The 18007-nt window shown below is 33.5% G+C and carries 19 protein-coding genes; all 19 read right to left on the reverse strand.

From position 1 onward, the window contains the following. Positions 1-133 precede the first annotated feature (133 nt). The 19 genes from EG814_RS07005 to EG814_RS07095 all read right to left on the reverse strand — a co-directional run bounded on the left by EG814_RS07005 (position 134) and on the right by EG814_RS07095 (position 17993). Positions 134-622 carry an SRPBCC family protein gene (locus EG814_RS07005; RefSeq protein WP_125720301.1) on the reverse strand — a complete coding sequence of 163 codons (489 nt, stop codon included), beginning with the start codon at positions 620-622 and terminating at the stop codon, positions 134-136. Between the two features lie 169 nt (positions 623-791). After that, positions 792-1385 carry an NAD(P)H-dependent oxidoreductase gene (locus EG814_RS07010; protein WP_125720303.1) on the reverse strand — a complete coding sequence of 198 codons (594 nt, stop codon included), beginning with the start codon at positions 1383-1385 and terminating at the stop codon, positions 792-794. Between the two features lie 67 nt (positions 1386-1452). After that, positions 1453-1659 carry a helix-turn-helix domain-containing protein gene (locus tag EG814_RS07015; protein WP_057116634.1) on the reverse strand — a complete coding sequence of 69 codons (207 nt, stop codon included), beginning with the start codon at positions 1657-1659 and terminating at the stop codon, positions 1453-1455. A gap of 10 nt (positions 1660-1669) precedes the next feature. Beyond that, positions 1670-2212, reverse strand: coding sequence for a DUF2975 domain-containing protein (locus EG814_RS07020; protein ID WP_125720305.1), 543 nt, complete (start codon positions 2210-2212; stop codon positions 1670-1672). 135 nt (positions 2213-2347) lie between these two features. Continuing rightward, complete coding sequence (locus tag EG814_RS07025; protein WP_125720307.1) at positions 2348-3028, reverse strand: DUF4919 domain-containing protein; 681 nt, start codon at positions 3026-3028, stop codon at positions 2348-2350. A gap of 99 nt (positions 3029-3127) precedes the next feature. Next, positions 3128-3514, reverse strand: coding sequence for a DUF1801 domain-containing protein (locus EG814_RS07030; RefSeq protein WP_125720309.1), 387 nt, complete (start codon positions 3512-3514; stop codon positions 3128-3130). A gap of 18 nt (positions 3515-3532) precedes the next feature. Then, on the reverse strand, positions 3533-3967 hold the full coding sequence (locus EG814_RS07035; RefSeq protein ID WP_125720311.1) for a GNAT family N-acetyltransferase: 435 nt from the start codon (positions 3965-3967) through the stop codon (positions 3533-3535). A gap of 12 nt (positions 3968-3979) precedes the next feature. After that, positions 3980-4633: a suppressor of fused domain protein gene (locus EG814_RS07040; RefSeq protein WP_125720430.1), complete on the reverse strand. Its 654-nt coding sequence runs from the start codon at positions 4631-4633 to the stop codon at positions 3980-3982. 125 nt (positions 4634-4758) lie between these two features. Continuing rightward, positions 4759-5442, reverse strand: coding sequence for a carbonic anhydrase (locus EG814_RS07045; protein ID WP_125720313.1), 684 nt, complete (start codon positions 5440-5442; stop codon positions 4759-4761). A 154-nt stretch (positions 5443-5596) separates the two neighbouring features. Next, on the reverse strand, positions 5597-6088 hold the full coding sequence (locus EG814_RS07050) for a TPM domain-containing protein (RefSeq protein ID WP_125720315.1): 492 nt from the start codon (positions 6086-6088) through the stop codon (positions 5597-5599). A 142-nt stretch (positions 6089-6230) separates the two neighbouring features. After that, positions 6231-6980: a DUF2314 domain-containing protein gene (locus EG814_RS07055; RefSeq protein ID WP_125720317.1), complete on the reverse strand. Its 750-nt coding sequence runs from the start codon at positions 6978-6980 to the stop codon at positions 6231-6233. Positions 6981-7065: 85 nt separating this feature from the next. Then, on the reverse strand, positions 7066-7449 hold the full coding sequence (locus EG814_RS07060; protein ID WP_125720319.1) for a DUF5367 family protein: 384 nt from the start codon (positions 7447-7449) through the stop codon (positions 7066-7068). Beyond that, entirely contained in the window at positions 7446-8288 is an 843-nt protein-coding gene (locus tag EG814_RS07065) for an SDR family oxidoreductase (protein WP_125720321.1), read from the reverse strand. Before EG814_RS07065 ends, EG814_RS07060 begins: the two co-directional genes overlap by 4 nt. Positions 8289-8360: 72 nt before the next feature. Then, the gene (locus EG814_RS07070) at positions 8361-9242 is read right to left on the reverse strand and encodes an AraC family transcriptional regulator (protein ID WP_125720323.1); all 882 of its coding nucleotides are present in this window, start codon (positions 9240-9242) and stop codon (positions 8361-8363) included. A 587-nt stretch (positions 9243-9829) separates the two neighbouring features. After that, on the reverse strand, positions 9830-11218 hold the full coding sequence (lpdA, locus tag EG814_RS07075) for a dihydrolipoyl dehydrogenase (RefSeq protein ID WP_125720325.1): 1389 nt from the start codon (positions 11216-11218) through the stop codon (positions 9830-9832). Between the two features lie 382 nt (positions 11219-11600). Continuing rightward, positions 11601-12185 (reverse strand): NUMOD4 domain-containing protein, encoded by a 585-nt coding sequence (locus EG814_RS07080; protein WP_125720327.1) that lies wholly within the window; start codon positions 12183-12185, stop codon positions 11601-11603. Positions 12186-12410: 225 nt separating this feature from the next. Continuing rightward, entirely contained in the window at positions 12411-13175 is a 765-nt protein-coding gene (locus EG814_RS07085) for a LytR/AlgR family response regulator transcription factor (RefSeq protein ID WP_125720329.1), read from the reverse strand. A 144-nt stretch (positions 13176-13319) separates the two neighbouring features. After that, the gene (locus EG814_RS07090; protein ID WP_125720331.1) at positions 13320-14639 is read right to left on the reverse strand and encodes a RagB/SusD family nutrient uptake outer membrane protein; all 1320 of its coding nucleotides are present in this window, start codon (positions 14637-14639) and stop codon (positions 13320-13322) included. Between the two features lie 12 nt (positions 14640-14651). Next, positions 14652-17993 (reverse strand): SusC/RagA family TonB-linked outer membrane protein, encoded by a 3342-nt coding sequence (locus EG814_RS07095; protein WP_125720333.1) that lies wholly within the window; start codon positions 17991-17993, stop codon positions 14652-14654. Positions 17994-18007: the final 14 nt, after the last annotated feature.

The following is an 18007-nucleotide window of genomic DNA, read 5'->3' on the forward strand; positions in this document are numbered from 1 at the left end:
AATAGCAAACTAAGTTATAAAATTAAGCTTTATAAATTTTGCAGAAAAGAATTCTAAATTTATAAAATTAAATGCTTCTGTTTTTATTGGACTAAGATCTACGCCAAAGTTTTATTTAGCGTATTTATGAAATTTATTCTCTTGTTGATAATTTTCTTTCGGCTTCCGTTTGAGGTTTTCCGGTAGAATTAGGTTCGCCTTTTCCTGTTTCAATAAGTTTCTTTAAACTATTCTGAATGTAATTTGTCCAACCCGATTTGCAAACTTCAAAACATTCGTATTCTGGAACCAAACCAACATGGGTAAAAGTGAGTTTCGTTTTGTCATTTTCTTTCGAAATAGCAAAAACTGCAGTTGTATTGGTCCATTCTTTGTCGTCTTTTGTAAAACTGAAATAATTTTCTTCGATCAACCAAACGATTTTCTGATTTGGAATGACTTCAATCAACTTTATTTTACAACGGTGAACATCTTCATAATGATACTTAAATTCATCTCCTTTATTTGCTGTTTTTCCTTCAATTTCTTCAGACCACCAGCCACGAACATTTTGAATTGCTTTAAAAACTTCTTCTTGTGATTGATTGACAAGTATAGTTGTGGTAAAATCTTGCGTATTCATAATTAATTGATTTTTAAATTAGTAAAGTAAAATTACAATCTAAAAATCAATTAATTAAGGCGTTAAAAGACAATTTTAAGGTGTGTTTCGGACAAGTGCTATTTAAGATTTCTGATTTTAGATTTTAGATTTTTTTTGGAATTTGGAATTTCAAATTTTGGAATTTTAATCAAAAAACTTTTTTAATTTTTTCTGGTATTTTATTAATCACATCAAAATGTTTATCCATTACATTTTCAAGGTTTAAAGTTCCGCCCAGAATAATCATTTCTTTATTTGTAAAACGTTTTCCAAGCCTATCTTCTAGCATAATTTTTTCCATGCTTTGCGCCATTTCAATTTCATGAAGAAAATCATTCGGATGTCCTGCCGTGCAAATTACAAGTCCGTACGGAATTGTTTTCATTTTTCTAGAAGTTTCATTTTGTCCGTAAGCATATCCAACAGAATATACGCGGTCAAACCAGCCTTTTAGTTTTGCAGGGCAATCGCTCCACCAAACGGGATATAAAAAGATAATGCAATCTGCTTTTTCTATTTTTTCTTGTTCTGCTAAAACATCTGCAGGAATCGGAAGTTCTGTTTTTGCAAAGCCTTCACGCTCGTATTCTTCCTCAGACATATCGCTGGCAAAACTCGATGCGTACAAATCAGAAATAGTAACATTCCAGTTCTCTTCGGCTAAGGCAAGTTTTATTCTTTCTAAAACTTGAAAAGTATACGATTTTTTGCTCGGATGCGCGTAAACAATTAAAATATTCATTTCTAGATTTTAAGCTATTTTAAAAATGTTTAATTTGTACGAAAATACGAATTAAATTGAAATAAAATTATTCTTCAGAAAATTCTAAAATATCTCCAGGCTGGCAATCCAAAACTTTGCAGATGGCTTCGAGTGTACTAAAACGGATAGCTTTTGCTTTGCCCGTTTTTAATATGGAAAGATTGGATAAGGTAAGGTCTACTTTTTCTGAAAGTTCGTTTAATGACATTTTTCTTTTAGCCATCATGACGTCTAAATTTACTATAATAGGCATACTTTTTCGTTTAAATGGTTAAATCAATTTCAGATTGAATTTCGATTCCTCTTTTAAAAATCTGCCCGATAACAAACATTACAATTGCCATAAAAATCCAAATACTGTGGCCTTCAAGATTAAGTGATTCTAAAGAAGGAAGTTTTACACCATTCATAATGAGCCAATTGTTGAATTTGAAAGCCCAGTAAGAAAATAAACCAATCCCGAAAGCCAAATACGAAAGATAAGCTATAAAGCGTCCTGTTTCTGCCGTAAATGGTTTTTCGATATTTAATTTCTTTTCATGCAACATTTTGACAATCAGATAAAACATTATTGCTTTTAACACGGCGACAATACTAATAAAACATATTTCTTGAATATAATAACTAGCATTGTAATTGTATAAATCTAGCAAATTAAGAAAACGTGCGTTATACGAATTTACCGTCATTGTGTAAACTCCGTTAAAAAGATACATGCCAGCTTCTACGCATAAGCCGACAAAAATAATCCATGATAAAATATTCAGGATTTTTAGAATCTGCGGTGTTCCAATTTTAATTTCCATAACAGTCAATATTAAAATTAATGCTGCTAAAATAATAAAAATTTATTGATAAACAATAAATAAATAATTTTTATCAAAAAAAGCTTCTGCGTTACAATTTGCAGAAGCTTCTTAGTTTTATATTTTAAAAAGTATTTAGCGAAGTGCTTTTCGTTCGTTTTCCAGCATTTTTTCGATATTAAAATAAATTCCGTCTACTTTGTAAACTCCTTTTTCAAAGCTTAGATAATCACAATCACCAACAAGTGACTGCCCTTTCGATTCGATTTCAAAAAGGTTGAGCAAAATATATTCGTGATCGACCATTAAAACATGAAAACCGGTTTCGCAATTCTTTCCGTCACCAGAAGAAAGAATTACATTCATAATACTGTGAAATTTATAAGAAGTCACTTTTGCGGCTTCTTCGTCGCCTTTTAAGTGATAAATGTAGGACAGGTAATTAAGCTGTCGCAAGTCAAATGGAAATTCGGTTATAGAATTATTGGCTAGTTTGATAATCTCATCATAATCTTGAACTTCAAGCTTCTCTTTATTATAATAAGTGCGAAGCTTTTCATCATCTGGAGCTGTCCAAAAGGCATTGTATTTAGGCTGAAAAACATACCCAAGATATAAATGTCGATATTCTTCGGTAGTTAAAAGCGTATCGTTTTTTACTAGCCTTTCCATCAATTTTGGATAAAAGAATTTTGAATTTTTATCGGAGATTTCTTTTTCGATTGCTTTATAATCTGGTTTAGTAAAACCAAATTCCTGCGCATTCAATTGAATTCCGAAGCAAAAAACAAAAATAAAAATTAGTTGTTTTAGCATGATTTATAAGGTTTTAGGTTAGCGTTTTGACGTTACTAAAATACAAATTTTTCTGACACAAAACTTTCTTATAATCAAAAGCTTTATGTTGTTTTAAAGCTATTTTAAACGAATGAGAATGCCTTTTCGTTTGACAATATTTTTATAATCCCATTGAATTTCTCTCCCTTTTTCGAGCCAGCGTTTCAGATCTTGTTCGTTTATTTGATCGGTATTTGTATAACGTTTTTCAGCTGCTTTAAAAGAACCTTCGTTTTGAAGTTCTTCTTCATCAAAAGATTGTCCGCTCCAGAAAAGTAACCTAACAGAATCTTTTAATTTGCTGTAACCTACAATCGGATTTCCATCTAAAAACCAAACCGGATGCGCGTGCCAAATTTTGTTTTCGGCTTCAGAAAGATTTTTACTAATTATGGTATAAAGAGCATCGCAGATTGCTTTATTTTCTGCTGTCTGAGAATTGTTATAATCTTGAATCGGATTCATTTTTTAGTATTTTTTGGGTTATACAATCTCTTTGGTTAACTCAAATAAAATATAAGTTCCGTTGCTCGAATGCCCTTTAGATTTTTCTTTAAATCCTTTTTTTATATAAAATTCAATTGCTTTGGAATTGCTTTCAAGGCATTTTAAGGTAATAGGAAATGTAGTTTTCTGTATTGCTGCTTTTAATAATTCGGTGCCAATGTTTTTTCCCTGATATTTAGTATCAATGTAAAGATGATGAATAAAGTTGTTTGGCATCCAGATCGAAATAAATCCAACAAGAATATCATCTAGAAAAGCCGTTAGAACATATTCTCCCTGCGTTTGTTTGTCAAAATCTTCGAGTTTAAATTCAGATGTGTCTTGTTCTAAAAAGGTACACTGTCTTTCGTTTAAGAATAGTGCTCTTAAAGACTGTAAATCGATTTCTCTAAATTCTATTATGCGTATCATTTTAGAAATGAATTAAGCCTTGTTTTTTCGATTTAAATCGGTAATTAATAAAGCATTATTTTCTTTCAATTTATCGACCAATTCTTCAACCGTTATTTGATTTTCGAGTATAGCGTTGTATTCTTCTCCCGTAATTCCGACAATTTGTAAAAAAGAAACTTCTCCGTGCGGCGTCTGCTTTTTTTCGATTTCTGGATCGTTTATAAAAAGGAGTGCCGTAATATCAGTTTCTGTACCCAATCGGATTGGCCCATTTGCAGGCATGTAATGAAACTCTTCAAACCATTTTCCAGAACTAAAAACATATTTGGCAATATTCTGCAATAGCGCCACCGCCCAGCTTGGGTTTTCGTTATCAGCTTCAAAAGGTTTTAATCTAAAAGTAAGTTCAAAACCCCATTTGCTAAAATCGCCATTCGCTTTTTCCTCATCATAATACAACTCAGAAAATCCGTAGGTTATAAAATGATAATGATCTTCTTGTTTTTTGCTTTCATAATAGCTTACGCCGTCAAGCGGATTATCTCCACCCAGCATATAACTTATAGCTGGAGCAAAGTGTTTGGGTTCTTGACCAGGATAAAGGCGATCGAATTCTTTGTCGATTTCTAGCCATCCCACTGCATCATCTTCAGAAAATTCTTTTTTATACTCTTCTAATGTCATCATTTGAATTTTTACTAGAGACAAGATATGGATTTTACTGTAAAGAGTATTTTAAGTTTTGATAATTTTCAAAAAAAAATCCGATTTCATACAAAATCGGATTTTTTACTTTTTATTAATTTTTTTTACAACTGCACAACTTTTCCTGTATGTACATCGTATCGCATAGAAATGATAGTTGCTTTGTGTTCTTTTACAATTGGATTATCCTGAACCATTTTAGCAGAGTGTTTAATATTGGCATCAATTGCTCCTAAATAATTGTTGGCTTTTGGGGTAACTTTATCAGCATCAATTTCTTCTTTTTCGTTCGCAATTGTTTCAACAATATTATCGATGTGATTGAAGTGTTTTTTATAAGCTCCATCTTTATCATTGATATATGCTTTAACGGCGCCACATTCTGTATGTCCAAGAATGATTATAAGTTTAGTGTCTAAATGTTCTACTGCATATTCGATACTACCCATATCAATGTCTGAAATCAGATTTCCAGCGTTACGTATTACAAATAAATCGCCAATTCCTTGGTCAAAAACAATTTCTGGCGAAACCCTACTGTCTGAGCAAGTTACAATAACAGCAAATGGCTTTTGTCCGTCTTGATTGGCAAGAACCGTTTTCTTGTCTTGATGCGGATGATTTGATTTTCCTTCTAAGAATCTGTTGTTTCCTTCGATTAATTCTTTTACAGGATCAGATTGAGTAGCGTTATCAGCAGAGGCATTCTGATCTTGTTTATTTTGACAACTAAATAAAGAACCAATAATAATTAGCGCCAGAAGTCCATATAGAATAACTTTTTTCATTTTTCAAGTTTTTAATTTGTTAAATAACTTGGCAAAATTATTTCCGTTAGAGCTTTTGAATGGCCTCAATAAGCTTTTATTTTATTAAATAAAAGTATTTTTAATATTGCGAATACACTTTGTAATTATTTGGTTTCTAAATAATTGATTGGTTTTACTCCACTTTTTTTATCAGCTGTAATGTAGCTTGTTGCAAACCTTTGTAGTAATCTCCTTTTTTTAATTCGGGAATGGAATAGGTTGAAATTATATCCGTCATTTCCTGATCGCTCATTTTAGCACGGATTTTATCAACTCCCTGTACCTGAATTGATCTAAGCTGTTTGCTGATTACAATTAAAATCGAAGTGTCAATTTTTAATTGAGAAAGCAGGTATTTGTCCAAATCCATCGAATAATCGGTTAAGTCGGTGTAAGGATTTATCGAGGACGTTGTAACAACAAGCAATTTAATTTTTGTTTTTTCTTCGCTAGATTTTAAAAAGTCATTTAATTCTTTAATTTGATTTGGAGTCAGAATTTTTTCGAAATCATTTACATAATCATACGATTTTGCAAAAATAGATGGATTGGCAGGCTTTGTTTGCGCTGAAACACAATATGTTAAAAAAAGAGCAATTGTTAAAAAGAACACTAATTTTTTCATGACAGATTTATTATGGGCGCTGCAAAATTAGAGCTTTATTATTTAAAATCGGTCTTTAAATTGTGATGAAAAATTACTATTTATTGTGCATAAAAAGTATAAAAAAATTCCGGTTTGTACAGTAAACCGGAATTTTGAATTTTTATTGGAGAAGAGGAAGTAAATGATCCCATTTTAGTTCTTTAGCAAAATCTAAAGCTGTTTTTCCGCTATTGGTTATGGCATTTTTATCTGCACCATGTTCCAAAATCACTTCGACAGAACTCTGGTTTCCTGCAATCACTTCGCGGTGTAAAAAAGTATAGCCCAAATCGTCTTGTCCGTTTACTTCTTCTGGATTATTTTTCAGGAACTCGATTAGGCTTTCTTTCATGTTTTTGCTCATTGGGTGTTCGATTAGATTCTCAGGTTTTTCTTTCTGTTCAAAAACGATCTGAATATCATTAAAATCTCCAAATTCTAATCCCCAAGCTTCGTCGTGAGCAGCTCTTTCATCGTCACTCATTTCAGAACGCATAGCATGAATGGTAAAAGCTCCGTAAGTTTTTCCTTGAGAAGCAAATAACCAATCGCTAATTTGATTTACGGGAATTGCAATTTCGTCTCCGTTACTTACGTTTGTCAGAACGTCTGGGTCATTCACCAGAATTCCGTATATATTTTCGCCATCAAAGTTTACATCATTAATCCACATATGTTCGACTTCAATTTGTCCGTCTATTTCTTCTGTGAAAGCCAATTTTACACAAGCAACGTCCAATCCCGGAACTATTCTTCTGTATTCCCAAGATAGTTCTCTCCAGAAATATTTAAAAGTTTCTTGAGCTTTTTTGTACGCTTCGATCATTTTCGGATTTTCTCCGTCGGCGTAGAATATTTTTGTATCAGACATGATTCTAAATTTTATATTTTTTGTAAGATAAATAACCCGACTTACTTCTGCAAGCCGGATTATAATTTAAAATCTGTTTTTACAATTATTTAATTTTAAATTTCTTTTTCCAATATAAATATACTATTGCTACATTTAAAGTGGCCAATATCCATAATAATGGATTGCTGAAAAAGTCTTGATATGTATTGCCTTTCGGAATTTCTACTAAAGGAACAAATATCAAAATATCCATAAGAATTGCGGTAAGAGACATAATTAGTCCAACTTTAAATCCTGGCATTGTATTTCCTTTTTTATAATAGAAAGCAGCTCCCGCTAATGAATAGAAGACAATTAATATACAAATAATAAAGGTTTGCATGCTTAATGATTCTTTTATAACAGGCGTATGTTCTAGTATGAAAAAAGAAACTGCGACACAAATCCAGAGTATTAATCCAGAGAGAATGGCTCTGAAATATTTCATGACAGCTGATTTACTTCGTTCCAAATTCCAGTTTGAGCGGTTCTCTGAACGTATTCTGAGAAGGTGGCTGCTTTTCGTCCTAGAATTTGTTCAATATCATTGGTAATGCTGGAATTTCGGCCGTCAAGAACTTCTGAAAATAAATAATTGATAAGCCAAATTTCGTCTTCAGAAACTTTATATTCGCGAAGCATTGCAATGTATTCTTCTAATTCCAGCGCTTGAAAAATAATATTCCTTTCTGTGATTTTAGCTATTTCTGCCACAGCCTGTTTAAAAGTAAGCAATTGCGGACCTGTTAAATCGTAGGTTTTTTCGTTGTGCTTTTCGTTTAATAATGCTTCTTTAACTACTTCGGCAATATCATCGGCATCTGTAAAAGGTTCAAGCGTTTCGGCTCTTGGCAATGCTACATATCCAGCTAAAATAGGTTCTAGAAAAAAGCTTTCGCTAAAGTTTTGATTGAACCAGCTTGCTCTTACAATCGTCCAGTTTTGTGCTGTTGCTTTTACGATTTCTTCACAGATTTGCGCTTCTTTTTCGCCTCTTCCAGAAAGCAGCACCATTTTTTTAACGCCAAGTTTTGTGGCTAAAAGAGTAAATTTCTGAATAGCTTCTGTAGCAAATGGAACAGCCAAATCGGGCTGAAAAGTAATGTATACCGTATTGATGTCTTTTATGGCTTCAGTCCAAGTTTCTGGTTTTTCCCAATCAAACGGAATATTGGCAGACCTTGATCCAATTCTCACTTCGACATTGGAAGTATCTTGTAATAAATTTGCAACTCTTCGGCCTGTTTTTCCGTTACCGCCGATCAATAAGATTTTGTTAGTTTCCATGATTAATGATTTTTGAATTAATGATAGGACAAAGTTGCGCTAATCATCATCAAATCATTTGTTGGAAAAGAATTAAGATTTGTTTGAAAGGAATTGTTTTCGAACTTCGTTTGGTCGTGATCCGAATTTTTTCTGAAAGGCATTGGAGAAAGAACTTAAACTTTCGTAGCCTACATCCCAAGCCGCTTCTTGTACAGTTTTTTCGCTGTTGCAGAGTAATTCGTAAGCTTTATTAAGACGTTCTTCGTGAATAAACTTGTAAACTGGAATACCGAACAATTCTTTGAAGTTCTTTTTTAACTTATTGCTGTTTAATCCAATTAATTTAGAAAGTTCTGTGATAGTTGGCGGCTTAGAATAGTTTGTGGACACAATATCTTTTGCCTGAAAAAGTTTTTCTTTGTCTTTTTCTGTAAGTTGCTCCATTTTCTTTTCTTCAGATAAAAGAGCAAAAAAATGTGCCAGTAATTCATTTACCTGACTTTTCAAAAACAAAAGTCTTGTGTTGCCAGAATACGTCGTATTGAATATTTTTTGAACAGCCAATTGCATTTCTAAACTCATAAATAGGGTAGGGCCTTTTACGAAATGTGCATTCGGATTGACCAATTCGGGTAATTGCTTTTCGAAAATTTCTTTTTCTGTTTGAGGCAAATTCTGAATGGTTTTTAGCTTTGCAAAAACACTGATCGACTGCAAAGGTTTTTCTGGAGCAATTTTATGAGCAAAACCAACTTTCTGATTTCCGAAGAAAGAAATCGCCAAACCGGTTGTATTGGTTAAGTATTTAGTCTGGTCGTTGTGTTTAATCTCTAATTCGACATTTCCAGAACCATAAAAAGCAAAACCAACGGCATCGCCATCAATCTCGCATTTTTGCACAAATTCTTTATCAGAATTGGACTGCTCAATCAATACAATGAAATTGTTTACTTCTATTATATCGGTGGTCATTTTTTAATTAGATGATTTGGAAATTAGTCAATTAGATAATGGGTTACTTTGAACCTCTGTAAATGTAGAATAAATTCTTCAATAAAATTTATTCTTAAAAGTCCCAGCGGGACGAAATATGTATAGGAAATAATTAACCTGATTTGAAGAGCTCCAGCGGAGCGGCATACTTCATAATTTAGATAAAGAATGTGTCGCTCCGCTGGAGCTTTTGTACTTGGTATGTAATGAAACCATAAATATTTCATTCCTCTGGAATTCTGATTTTGGTTGATTTTTTTACCGAGTTTCTTGATTGTTCTTTGACTTCGCTGAGAATCAAAGTTAAACAATATTTTTTTATGAAAATGATTTGCACTAGCCTCGATAGAAGTGGAAATCCTTTTTTATTTTTTCTTTAAAAATAAAAAAGATTACTTCGTCAGTTCGCTATCGCTCGGGTGAAACGTATAGCGGGATTAGCTCCTAAAAAAATAGCATAATAGAAATGACAAAAACAAAAAAATCCGATTCACTTTCGCAAATCGGATTTTATAAATTGAAAATTATATATAACTCCGTAAAGAAGAATCTTTACATCGTATATTTTACAAGTGAATTACTTCGCCGTAAGCATCAGCTACAGCTTCCATAACAGCCTCGCTCATTGTTGGGTGAGGGTGAACAGCTTTTAAGATTTCGTGACCAGTAGTTTCTAGTTTACGAGCTACAACTGCTTCAGCAATCATATCTGTAACACCAGCACCAATCATGTGGCATCCTAACCATTCTCCGTATTTAGCATCGAAGATAACTTTTACGAATCCGTCAGCAGCTCCAGCAGCTTTTGCTTTTCCAGAAGCTGAGAATGGGAATTTACCAATTTTTAATTCGTAACCTTTTTCTTTTGCTTGTTTTTCTGTTAAACCAACAGAAGCAATTTCTGGAGTTGCATAAGTACAACCAGGAATGTTTCCGTAATCGATTGGGTCAACGTGTAAACCTTTAATTTTTTCTACACAGTTAATTCCTTCAGCAGAAGCAACGTGTGCTAAAGCTTGACCTGGAGTAACGTCTCCAATTGCGTAGTATCCTGGAATATTAGTTTGGTTGTAAGCGTTTACTAAGATTTTATCTCTGTCAACAGCGATACCAACTTCTTCTAATCCGATGTTTTCGATGTTTGTTTTGATTCCAACTGCAGAAAGTACGATATCAGCTTCTAAGATTTCTTCTCCTTTTGCTGTTTTTACAGTTGCTTTTACTCCGTTTCCAGAAGTATCAATTTTTTCTACAGAAGAGTTAGTCATGATTTTTACACCCGCTTTCTTCATAGAACGCTCCATTTGTTTAGAAACGTCTTCGTCTTCTACAGGAACAATGTTTGGCATAAATTCTACGATGGTAACGTCTGTTCCCATTGAGTTGTAGAAGTGAGCAAACTCAACTCCAATTGCTCCAGAACCTACAATAATCATAGATTTTGGTTGAGTTGGTAATGTCATTGCCTGACGGTATCCAATTACTTTTACACCATCTTGAGGTAAGTTTGGTAACTCACGAGAACGAGCACCAGTTGCGATGATAATATGATCAGCGCTATATTCTGTAACTTTATTGTCTTTATCAGTAACGTCAAGTTTTTTTCCTGGTTTTAGTTTTCCAAAACCTTCGATAACGTCAATTTTGTTTTTTTTCATTAAGAATTGAACTCCTTTGCTCATTCCTTCTGCAACACCACGGCTACGCTGAATAACTGCAGGGAAATCTTTATCAAATTCAGAAACTTTCAATCCGTAGTCAGAAGCGTGTTTAAGGTAATCAAAAACCTGTGCAGATTTTAAAAGCGCTTTTGTCGGGATACAACCCCAGTTAAGGCAAACTCCACCAAGATTTTCTTTTTCTACTACAGCTACTTTAAAGCCTAATTGAGAAGCTCTAATCGCTGTTACATATCCTCCAGGACCACTTCCTAAAACAATAACGTCGTATTTCATTTTTTTTGCTTTTAGTATTAACTATCGAAAATGAAGTTTGTATTTCCGAAACTCATATTTCGATTTATTCTTTTGTTATTTGTGATTGCGAATTTAAGGATTTATTTTAATTTTTCGGGTTTGTTTTTGTTTGTTTCAAGTTTCAGGTTTCAAGTTTCTGACCGAAAACGTTTTTTGCAACAAATTGCACGAATTAGAAATTTTAGGTTTTAAGTTTTAGGTTAAAATGTTTTTGCCACGAATTACACCAAATCAACACGAATTTTATAGTAATTAGTGGAAATTTGTGCAATTCGTGGCAAACTATTTTTTTTGTGGACTTCGACTTCGCGTAACAACTTTAAACCTGAAACTTTAAACCTGAAACTTTGAAACAAAATTTTTAAATCTTAACATGTCCCCAGTTTTCTCCGCTGGCGATTCTTCTGATTTGCATTTCGCTTACGCCAAATTGTTTGGCAATCATTTTAAGACGCGTTTTTTGTTCTGGTCTTGCAAGGATTTTTTTGATTAACATCACTTTTGTGGTGGTTAATTTTCGCCCATCTGCTTTAAGATTGTGTTCTATTAAGTTCTTTTTGGCTTGGATAACGCGCGGACTTTTACGGCTGTGCGCCATCATTTCTTGTTTGGTTGCCCAGCGAAGATTGCGTACGTCATCGTTGGCTCTATTATAATCCAAATGCAGAACATACGTCTGCTCTTCAGATTCTTTCGGAATGAAATAATGAGCAACTAATTTGTATAAAAAAAGATATTTATTAACGATTTTATCGTCTTTTTTTACCTTAAAACGGAAAGTTGGATATCCGTCGCTTAAACCGCCTTTTAGAATGCGGCCGTTTTCAATTTCGTCGGTAAAACTTATTAATCGACCTCTGTTCGAAATGGCATATCTTAATTGTAATGAGGCGTTTATTTCTATTTCTTTGAATTTTTCATCAGGATAAAATCTATTTTGTGGCATTTTCTTTTACATTTGATTTCTATATTCTCAAAGATAAATAATAAACGAAAAAATCCTGCTATCTGACTGATTGTGAAAGGTCAATTTTATGATTTCTATAACGCTAATTTAACGTTTTAAAGTGTTTTTGACAGTTTTTAGTCGGATTTTAAATCACAATTTGTGAATAGTGCAGTTTTTTAATTTAGGAAACCAGTGTAAATTTATAGCCAAATAATGATTAAATTACTTATCTAGCCAGTTTTTAAAATTATTAATTTCCTTTTTACTAATGAAAATTGCGTCAGATTCTGCTGGAGGAACCGTCAAAATCAATTCGATCTTTTGGTTAGAATGTTTAAGTACTTCTTTAATGCTGTTTCGGGTAACAATATACTTTCGGTTTACTTTAAAGAAATTAAAAGGATCTAGGCTATTTATAATATCCGTTAAAGTACTATTGTATAAATAGCTGTTTCCTGATTTTATATGAATAAAAAGGTGTTTTCCTGTTGCCGAAAAATAGGTGATTTCACTTTCGTTAATAGAAATCATTTTATAACCGTGATTTACTAAGAAATGACGCTGAATTTTATTGCTTTCTGGATTTTCTATTGCAACTAAAGATTCAAGGGTAGTATTGCTGTTAAAGCTATCTTTTATTTTTTTGAATTTTTGAAGCGCTTCCAATAATTCGTCTTCTTCAAATGGTTTTAAGAGATAGTCGATTGTAAAATGTTTGAAAACCGAAATGGCGTAAGAATCGTAAGCCGTGATGAAAATTACAGGGCAGGTAATAGTGGTTTTTTCGAAAATTTCGAGACTTTTTCCATCGCCTAAATGAATGTCCATAAAAGCGAGATCGACTTTGTTTTCGCTAAAAAAAACAACGGCTTCTTTTACCGATTTTAAAACGCTGATTGTTGCAATCGATAAAACGTCCTGCTGTTCTAAAATTGATTTTAGATAGCTTGAAGCAAGATGCTCATCTTCTACAATGGCAATTTTCATTTTTAGGGAAATTAGAACCGGTTATGCTGCAAAGATAATTTCAGTAATTCGTATTCGCAATAAACTGAGCATTTTCTTGTATGTATTTTATAAAAAAAAGGTTCAGCTGTAAAAACTGAACCTTTTAAAAAAAAAATAGGTGTATTATAGATTGGGATTGTTCAATCTCGCGTCTGCTGGATAAATTATCGTGTAACGCGGATCATTTTGTATCAATGTATAATCGTTTCCATCTACAGTATGAACGATTTGTTTTTGAGTAGTTCTTCTTAAGTCAAACCAACGATGTCCTTCTGCAGCAAATTCACGGCGTCTTTCGTCACCAATAAATGTTGCCAGATCAGTTGCATTCATTCCATTAACAGAAGTGGTAAGCTGTGCAAGACCAGAAGGATTGTATCGTTTTGAAATAAAATCTAATACAGTAGTTTTGGCATCGGCTACATTATTTAACTCCAATAACGTTTCTGCTTTTGTTAAATATAATTCAGAAGTTCTAAAAGAACATTTTTGAGCATCTTCTCCACCTTTTTGGATTCTAAAACGGCTCCCGCTTGCTAAAAAGTAAAGCGAATGACGTAAATCTGTCGTTTTGTTGTAGGTAGCAATTAAGTCTGGAGAAGCATATGATGTCGCTTTCAAACTGTTGATAAAGGTGTTTTCAAGCGCTAAGATAGATTCTAAGCCATCATATCGGTTAGCCAAAACTTTTGTTGCATTTAAATCAACTAAATCATTCTTGATTGCCAATGCTTTGTTTGCTGCGTCAAGAGATTTTTGCCACTGTTTTTGGTACAAGTAAATACGGCTTTCTAAACTGTATAAAGAAGATTTTGAAAAACGGTAATTTAATCCTTTTGGCTGCGATACGACATTAAGCAATTTTTCTGCTTCATTGGTGTCAGAAATAATTTGGTTGTAAATTACTTCTACAGTTTCAGGAATAAAAGCCTGTTCCAAATCGATCTCTAATGCCAATGGCACTGCTTTGTCGCTTGCTGCAGTTGTGGCATTGTAAGGTTTTGCAAAAAGATTAACCAAATCAAAATAAGCCATAGCTCTTAAAGCGTAAGCTTCTCCAATTAATTGATCTCTTTCTGCAGAAGTTTCGATTTTTTTAGAAGCTTCATTGATTAAAACATTCGTATAAAAAATGACATTATATAAATTCTTATATTGAAAAGAAGTTGTAATCTTGTCTGGATTAGAATCTTTCCAAGTATAGATGTCTTTGTAATAGATAAAGTCATCGCTAAATTCATTCATTGTAAGTCCGTCTGCACGAACTTCAGTCAATGATTTATGTTGCGGATAAACGGAATATCCTGTTGTTAAAACGGCACGAAACTGTGGTAATGTTTCTGGAATTACTTTACCAATAGGCGTTACATCCAGATAATCATCGCAGCTGCTTACGGTTAGCGCTGCGATAAAAAACAATATATATTTTGAGTATTTTTTCATCTTTTGATAGTATTAAAAAGTAACATTACATCCTAGCGTAAATGATTTAGGAACTGGCTGAGAATAAATATTTCCGTAAGTTTCAGGATCAAAGTACCCTTTGAAATCTGAACTGATTACAAATAAGTTTCTAGCTTCAACATTAAGTCTGATACTTGAAATGTTAATTTGATCTGTAAATGCCTTTGGGAATGTATAACCTAAACGCATGCTATTTAATCTCATATAACTCATTTCATGAACCCATGTATCCAGATAGTTCATTGTTTTAATTTGATTTCCTCCCGAATACCACTGGTAAGCCATCCAAGAATCTCCTGTTCCAGAAGTCTGGCTTGTAATACCTGGCAGGTTTGAAGAGGTGTTAGTTGGTGACCACGCATTTAAAATTCTAGTCGAATAGTTAAATCCTCTGTCAACTTCAGCTCCGTAATAAGGCGGTGTTTCTACCATAGTTTGGTTTAAAGTAAACGAAGCCACAACTGCTAAATCAAAGTTGCCTACTTTGAAAGTATTGGTAATACCTCCTGTAAATTTAGGATCTCTATCTCCTAAATAAGTAAATAAATCTCTAAATTCTGCCGCCGATAAGTTAGATTGAGAAAACTCTCCTGGGAATATGTCTGCTAAAACATCATACAATCCGAAGAAAGTCTGGCTGTTTACAGTTTCTCCTTTTTTGTTAACGAATAATGGATTTCCGTTTTCATCGATTCCGTTTGTTTTAAATCCGAAAATTGCATTTACAGGACGACCTTCTCTGCTTGGCATATAATCAGTATCTCGAACTTCTATACGATCAACATTGCTTTTGTTTTGTGCAAGGTTAAAATTGGTAGTCCATTTAAAATTTGGACGGTCAATATTTTTTGTTGCAATAGAAAGTTCAAAACCTTTATTGGTTACCTGAGCCCAGTTCATGTTTGTAAATTCAAAACCATTTTCTACCGGTAATGCTCTATTGCCTAATAAATCGGTACTTTTTCTTCCATAAACATCAGCAATAATACTAATACGGTTATGAAACAATCCTAGGTCTGCACCAAAGTTCGTACTTGTAGTTTTTTCCCAACGTAATTTTTCGTTCGGAGGACTAACCACTACAATCGTCGGTTCTGTCTGTCCCGGAAGAATAGTTGTAGTTTTGTTTTCTCCTACAACAAATGGAGAAGTGTTTTTGTCGATATTTCCTTGTAAACCGTAAGAACCGCGTAATCTTAGGTTTGAGACAACATTGCTGTCTCTTAAGAAGTTTTCTTGAGAAACCAACCATGCACCAGAAGCCGACCAAAGCGGTAAATATTTGTATTTTGGATCTACACCAAATAAATCTGAACCATCATAGCGTGCACTTCCGAAGACAGTATATTTTCTGTTGTAAGTATAAGATGCCGTTGCAAAGAAAGAAGCAAATGCACTTTCAGTTTGTACCTTTCGGTATGTTCTGTATTCTGGGTTGTTTGCCATGTCAGCATTTGGGAAAACAATTTGCTGCGTTGTCAATGTATTTTCATCAAAACCGAATCCTTTTGTAAAAATAGAAGTTTGGTAATTTCTTCTTAATTCATTACCAACCATAACTTCAACCTCGTGTTTATCAGCAAAAACATTCGAATAATTAAGGGTTGTCTTTAAATTGTATTGAAAAAAGTCGTTATTATTATTTTCAATTACACCACCATTTGGAAGGAAGTAATTGAAACTGCCATTAGAAAAATAACGTGATGTTTCTCTATATCTTCTAGTGTAGTAACTATTTTGACCAGCAAATTTCTCAGAAGAATTATGGTCCAACTGAAGACCGAGCTGGCTACTTGCTTTTAAATGATCTGTAATTTTATACTCGGCATCTAAAATCGCTTTTATGGCTCTTGTTTTTAGATCGTAAGAAGTATTGGCTCTTTCTTCTAAAATATTAAATGGAATGTAACGATCAGAATATCCAGTGATATCTTGGTCATATTTATAACTTCCGTCAGCATTATAAGGTGTCAGGTACGGATTTACGTTTCTGGTGTAATTTGCAGGATTCGTATTTGTGCTAACATCTGTCACGTAAGAGTTTTTGATAGACTCTGAACCGAAAAGTCCAACGCCAACTTTAAATCGGTCTGATACTTCGTAGTTGTTTTTTAAAGTTAAATTGTAACGTTTGAAACCAGTTCCGATAGTAGTTCCCTGCTCATCATAAAAACCTGCAGAGAAATAGTAATCTGATTTTTCGCCACCACCAGACATACTTAAACCGTGCTGCGTATTGATTGCATTTTGGTAAATTAAGTTCCCCCAGTTAAAATTATTGTTTCTTAAAGTATTGATAGCATTTTGTGTAGCCGGACTTAAAGAAGAGAATCCGCCAGTTCTGAAAGTGTTTAATTCATTAGCTCCATTCAAAATACGAGCGATCTCACCATTGGTATCTCTGTAGGTCAAATCGGAACGACTCGCCAGACCCAGTTCAAAATCAACTTTTTGAGAAGCATTCATCAAATTCAATTTGTCGAAATCTGGTTTTAGATTGATAAAAGTATTGGTGTTAACATTAATTGTCATTTTACCACTTTTTCCTTTTTTAGTCGTAATTACAATTACTCCGTTTGCAGCACGTGCTCCATAAATAGAAGTTGCAGCAGCATCTTTTAAAATGGTAATATCTTTAATATCATCAGGATTTAAGCCAGCGATAGAATAATTTGCCAATAAATCGATATTGTCTTTATCGTAGTTTTTAGGAACATCCTGGCTTTCTAATGGCAAACCGTCCAAAACCCAAAGAGGATCTTGTGAACCGTTAAGAGAAGCAGTTCCTCTAATTCTAATTTTAGCTGGCGCTCCTGGTGCTCCAGATTCCGTAGTTACAACAACTCCCGCAACCTGTCCTAATAACATTTGATCGACACTTGCAACTCCTGCTTGTTGAATAGAAGCCATGTCTACTTTTGCAATTGCAGAGGTAAGCTTTCTTTTTTCTATTTTTTGGTAACCCGTTACTACAACTTCCTGAAGTTTTCCAACTTCAGATTTTAAACTGATTGTATATTCTTTTTGAGAAGAAGATAAATCTAAAGTATAGGATTTGTATCCCATAAATGTTATTCTTAAAGCAGTAACATTTTTAGGTACTTTTAATTGAAACTTACCATCAAAATCTGAAGTAGTTCCGATGCTTGAGCTTTGAATAATTCCAGCCATAGCTGTTTTATTAGAGATAGAATTGTTTTCTACGAAAATTGATGCTCCTGGAACTGGAGATTTGTCAGTTTCGTCTAAAACAATACCCGAAATAGTTCGAGATTCCTGCGAATATCCTGCGATGGCCAGGAATAGCAGTAAGGCTTGTAAAATTTTTGTCATGTTTTTGGTTGTGT

This window comes from Flavobacterium ustbae, assembly GCF_003946915.1.
Lineage (GTDB): Bacteria > Bacteroidota > Bacteroidia > Flavobacteriales > Flavobacteriaceae > Flavobacterium > Flavobacterium ustbae.

Bases quoted from the DNA above. Each gene is read 5' to 3' on its own strand.
- lpdA (WP_125720325.1), bottom strand. From the start codon at position 11,218: ATGAAATACGACGTTATTGTTTTAGGAAGTGGTCCTGGAGGATATGTA.
- EG814_RS07035 (WP_125720311.1), bottom strand. From the start codon at position 3,967: ATGATACGCATAATAGAATTTAGAGAAATCGATTTACAGTCTTTAAGA.
- EG814_RS07020 (WP_125720305.1), bottom strand. From the start codon at position 2,212: ATGGAAATTAAAATTGGAACACCGCAGATTCTAAAAATCCTGAATATT.
- EG814_RS07050 (WP_125720315.1), bottom strand. From the start codon at position 6,088: ATGAAAAAATTAGTGTTCTTTTTAACAATTGCTCTTTTTTTAACATAT.
- EG814_RS07010 (WP_125720303.1), bottom strand. From the start codon at position 1,385: ATGAATATTTTAATTGTTTACGCGCATCCGAGCAAAAAATCGTATACT.
- EG814_RS07040 (WP_125720430.1), bottom strand. From the start codon at position 4,633: ATGACATTAGAAGAGTATAAAAAAGAATTTTCTGAAGATGATGCAGTG.
- EG814_RS07080 (WP_125720327.1), bottom strand. From the start codon at position 12,185: ATGCCACAAAATAGATTTTATCCTGATGAAAAATTCAAAGAAATAGAA.
- EG814_RS07090 (WP_125720331.1), bottom strand. From the start codon at position 14,639: ATGAAAAAATACTCAAAATATATATTGTTTTTTATCGCAGCGCTAACC.
- EG814_RS07070 (WP_125720323.1), bottom strand. From the start codon at position 9,242: ATGACCACCGATATAATAGAAGTAAACAATTTCATTGTATTGATTGAG.
- EG814_RS07030 (WP_125720309.1), bottom strand. From the start codon at position 3,514: ATGAATCCGATTCAAGATTATAACAATTCTCAGACAGCAGAAAATAAA.
- EG814_RS07085 (WP_125720329.1), bottom strand. From the start codon at position 13,175: ATGAAAATTGCCATTGTAGAAGATGAGCATCTTGCTTCAAGCTATCTA.
- EG814_RS07060 (WP_125720319.1), bottom strand. From the start codon at position 7,449: ATGAAATATTTCAGAGCCATTCTCTCTGGATTAATACTCTGGATTTGT.
- EG814_RS07025 (WP_125720307.1), bottom strand. From the start codon at position 3,028: ATGCTAAAACAACTAATTTTTATTTTTGTTTTTTGCTTCGGAATTCAA.
- EG814_RS07095 (WP_125720333.1), bottom strand. From the start codon at position 17,993: ATGACAAAAATTTTACAAGCCTTACTGCTATTCCTGGCCATCGCAGGA.
- EG814_RS07065 (WP_125720321.1), bottom strand. From the start codon at position 8,288: ATGGAAACTAACAAAATCTTATTGATCGGCGGTAACGGAAAAACAGGC.
- EG814_RS07005 (WP_125720301.1), bottom strand. From the start codon at position 622: ATGAATACGCAAGATTTTACCACAACTATACTTGTCAATCAATCACAA.
- EG814_RS07015 (WP_057116634.1), bottom strand. From the start codon at position 1,659: ATGCCTATTATAGTAAATTTAGACGTCATGATGGCTAAAAGAAAAATG.
- EG814_RS07045 (WP_125720313.1), bottom strand. From the start codon at position 5,442: ATGAAAAAAGTTATTCTATATGGACTTCTGGCGCTAATTATTATTGGT.
- EG814_RS07055 (WP_125720317.1), bottom strand. From the start codon at position 6,980: ATGTCTGATACAAAAATATTCTACGCCGACGGAGAAAATCCGAAAATG.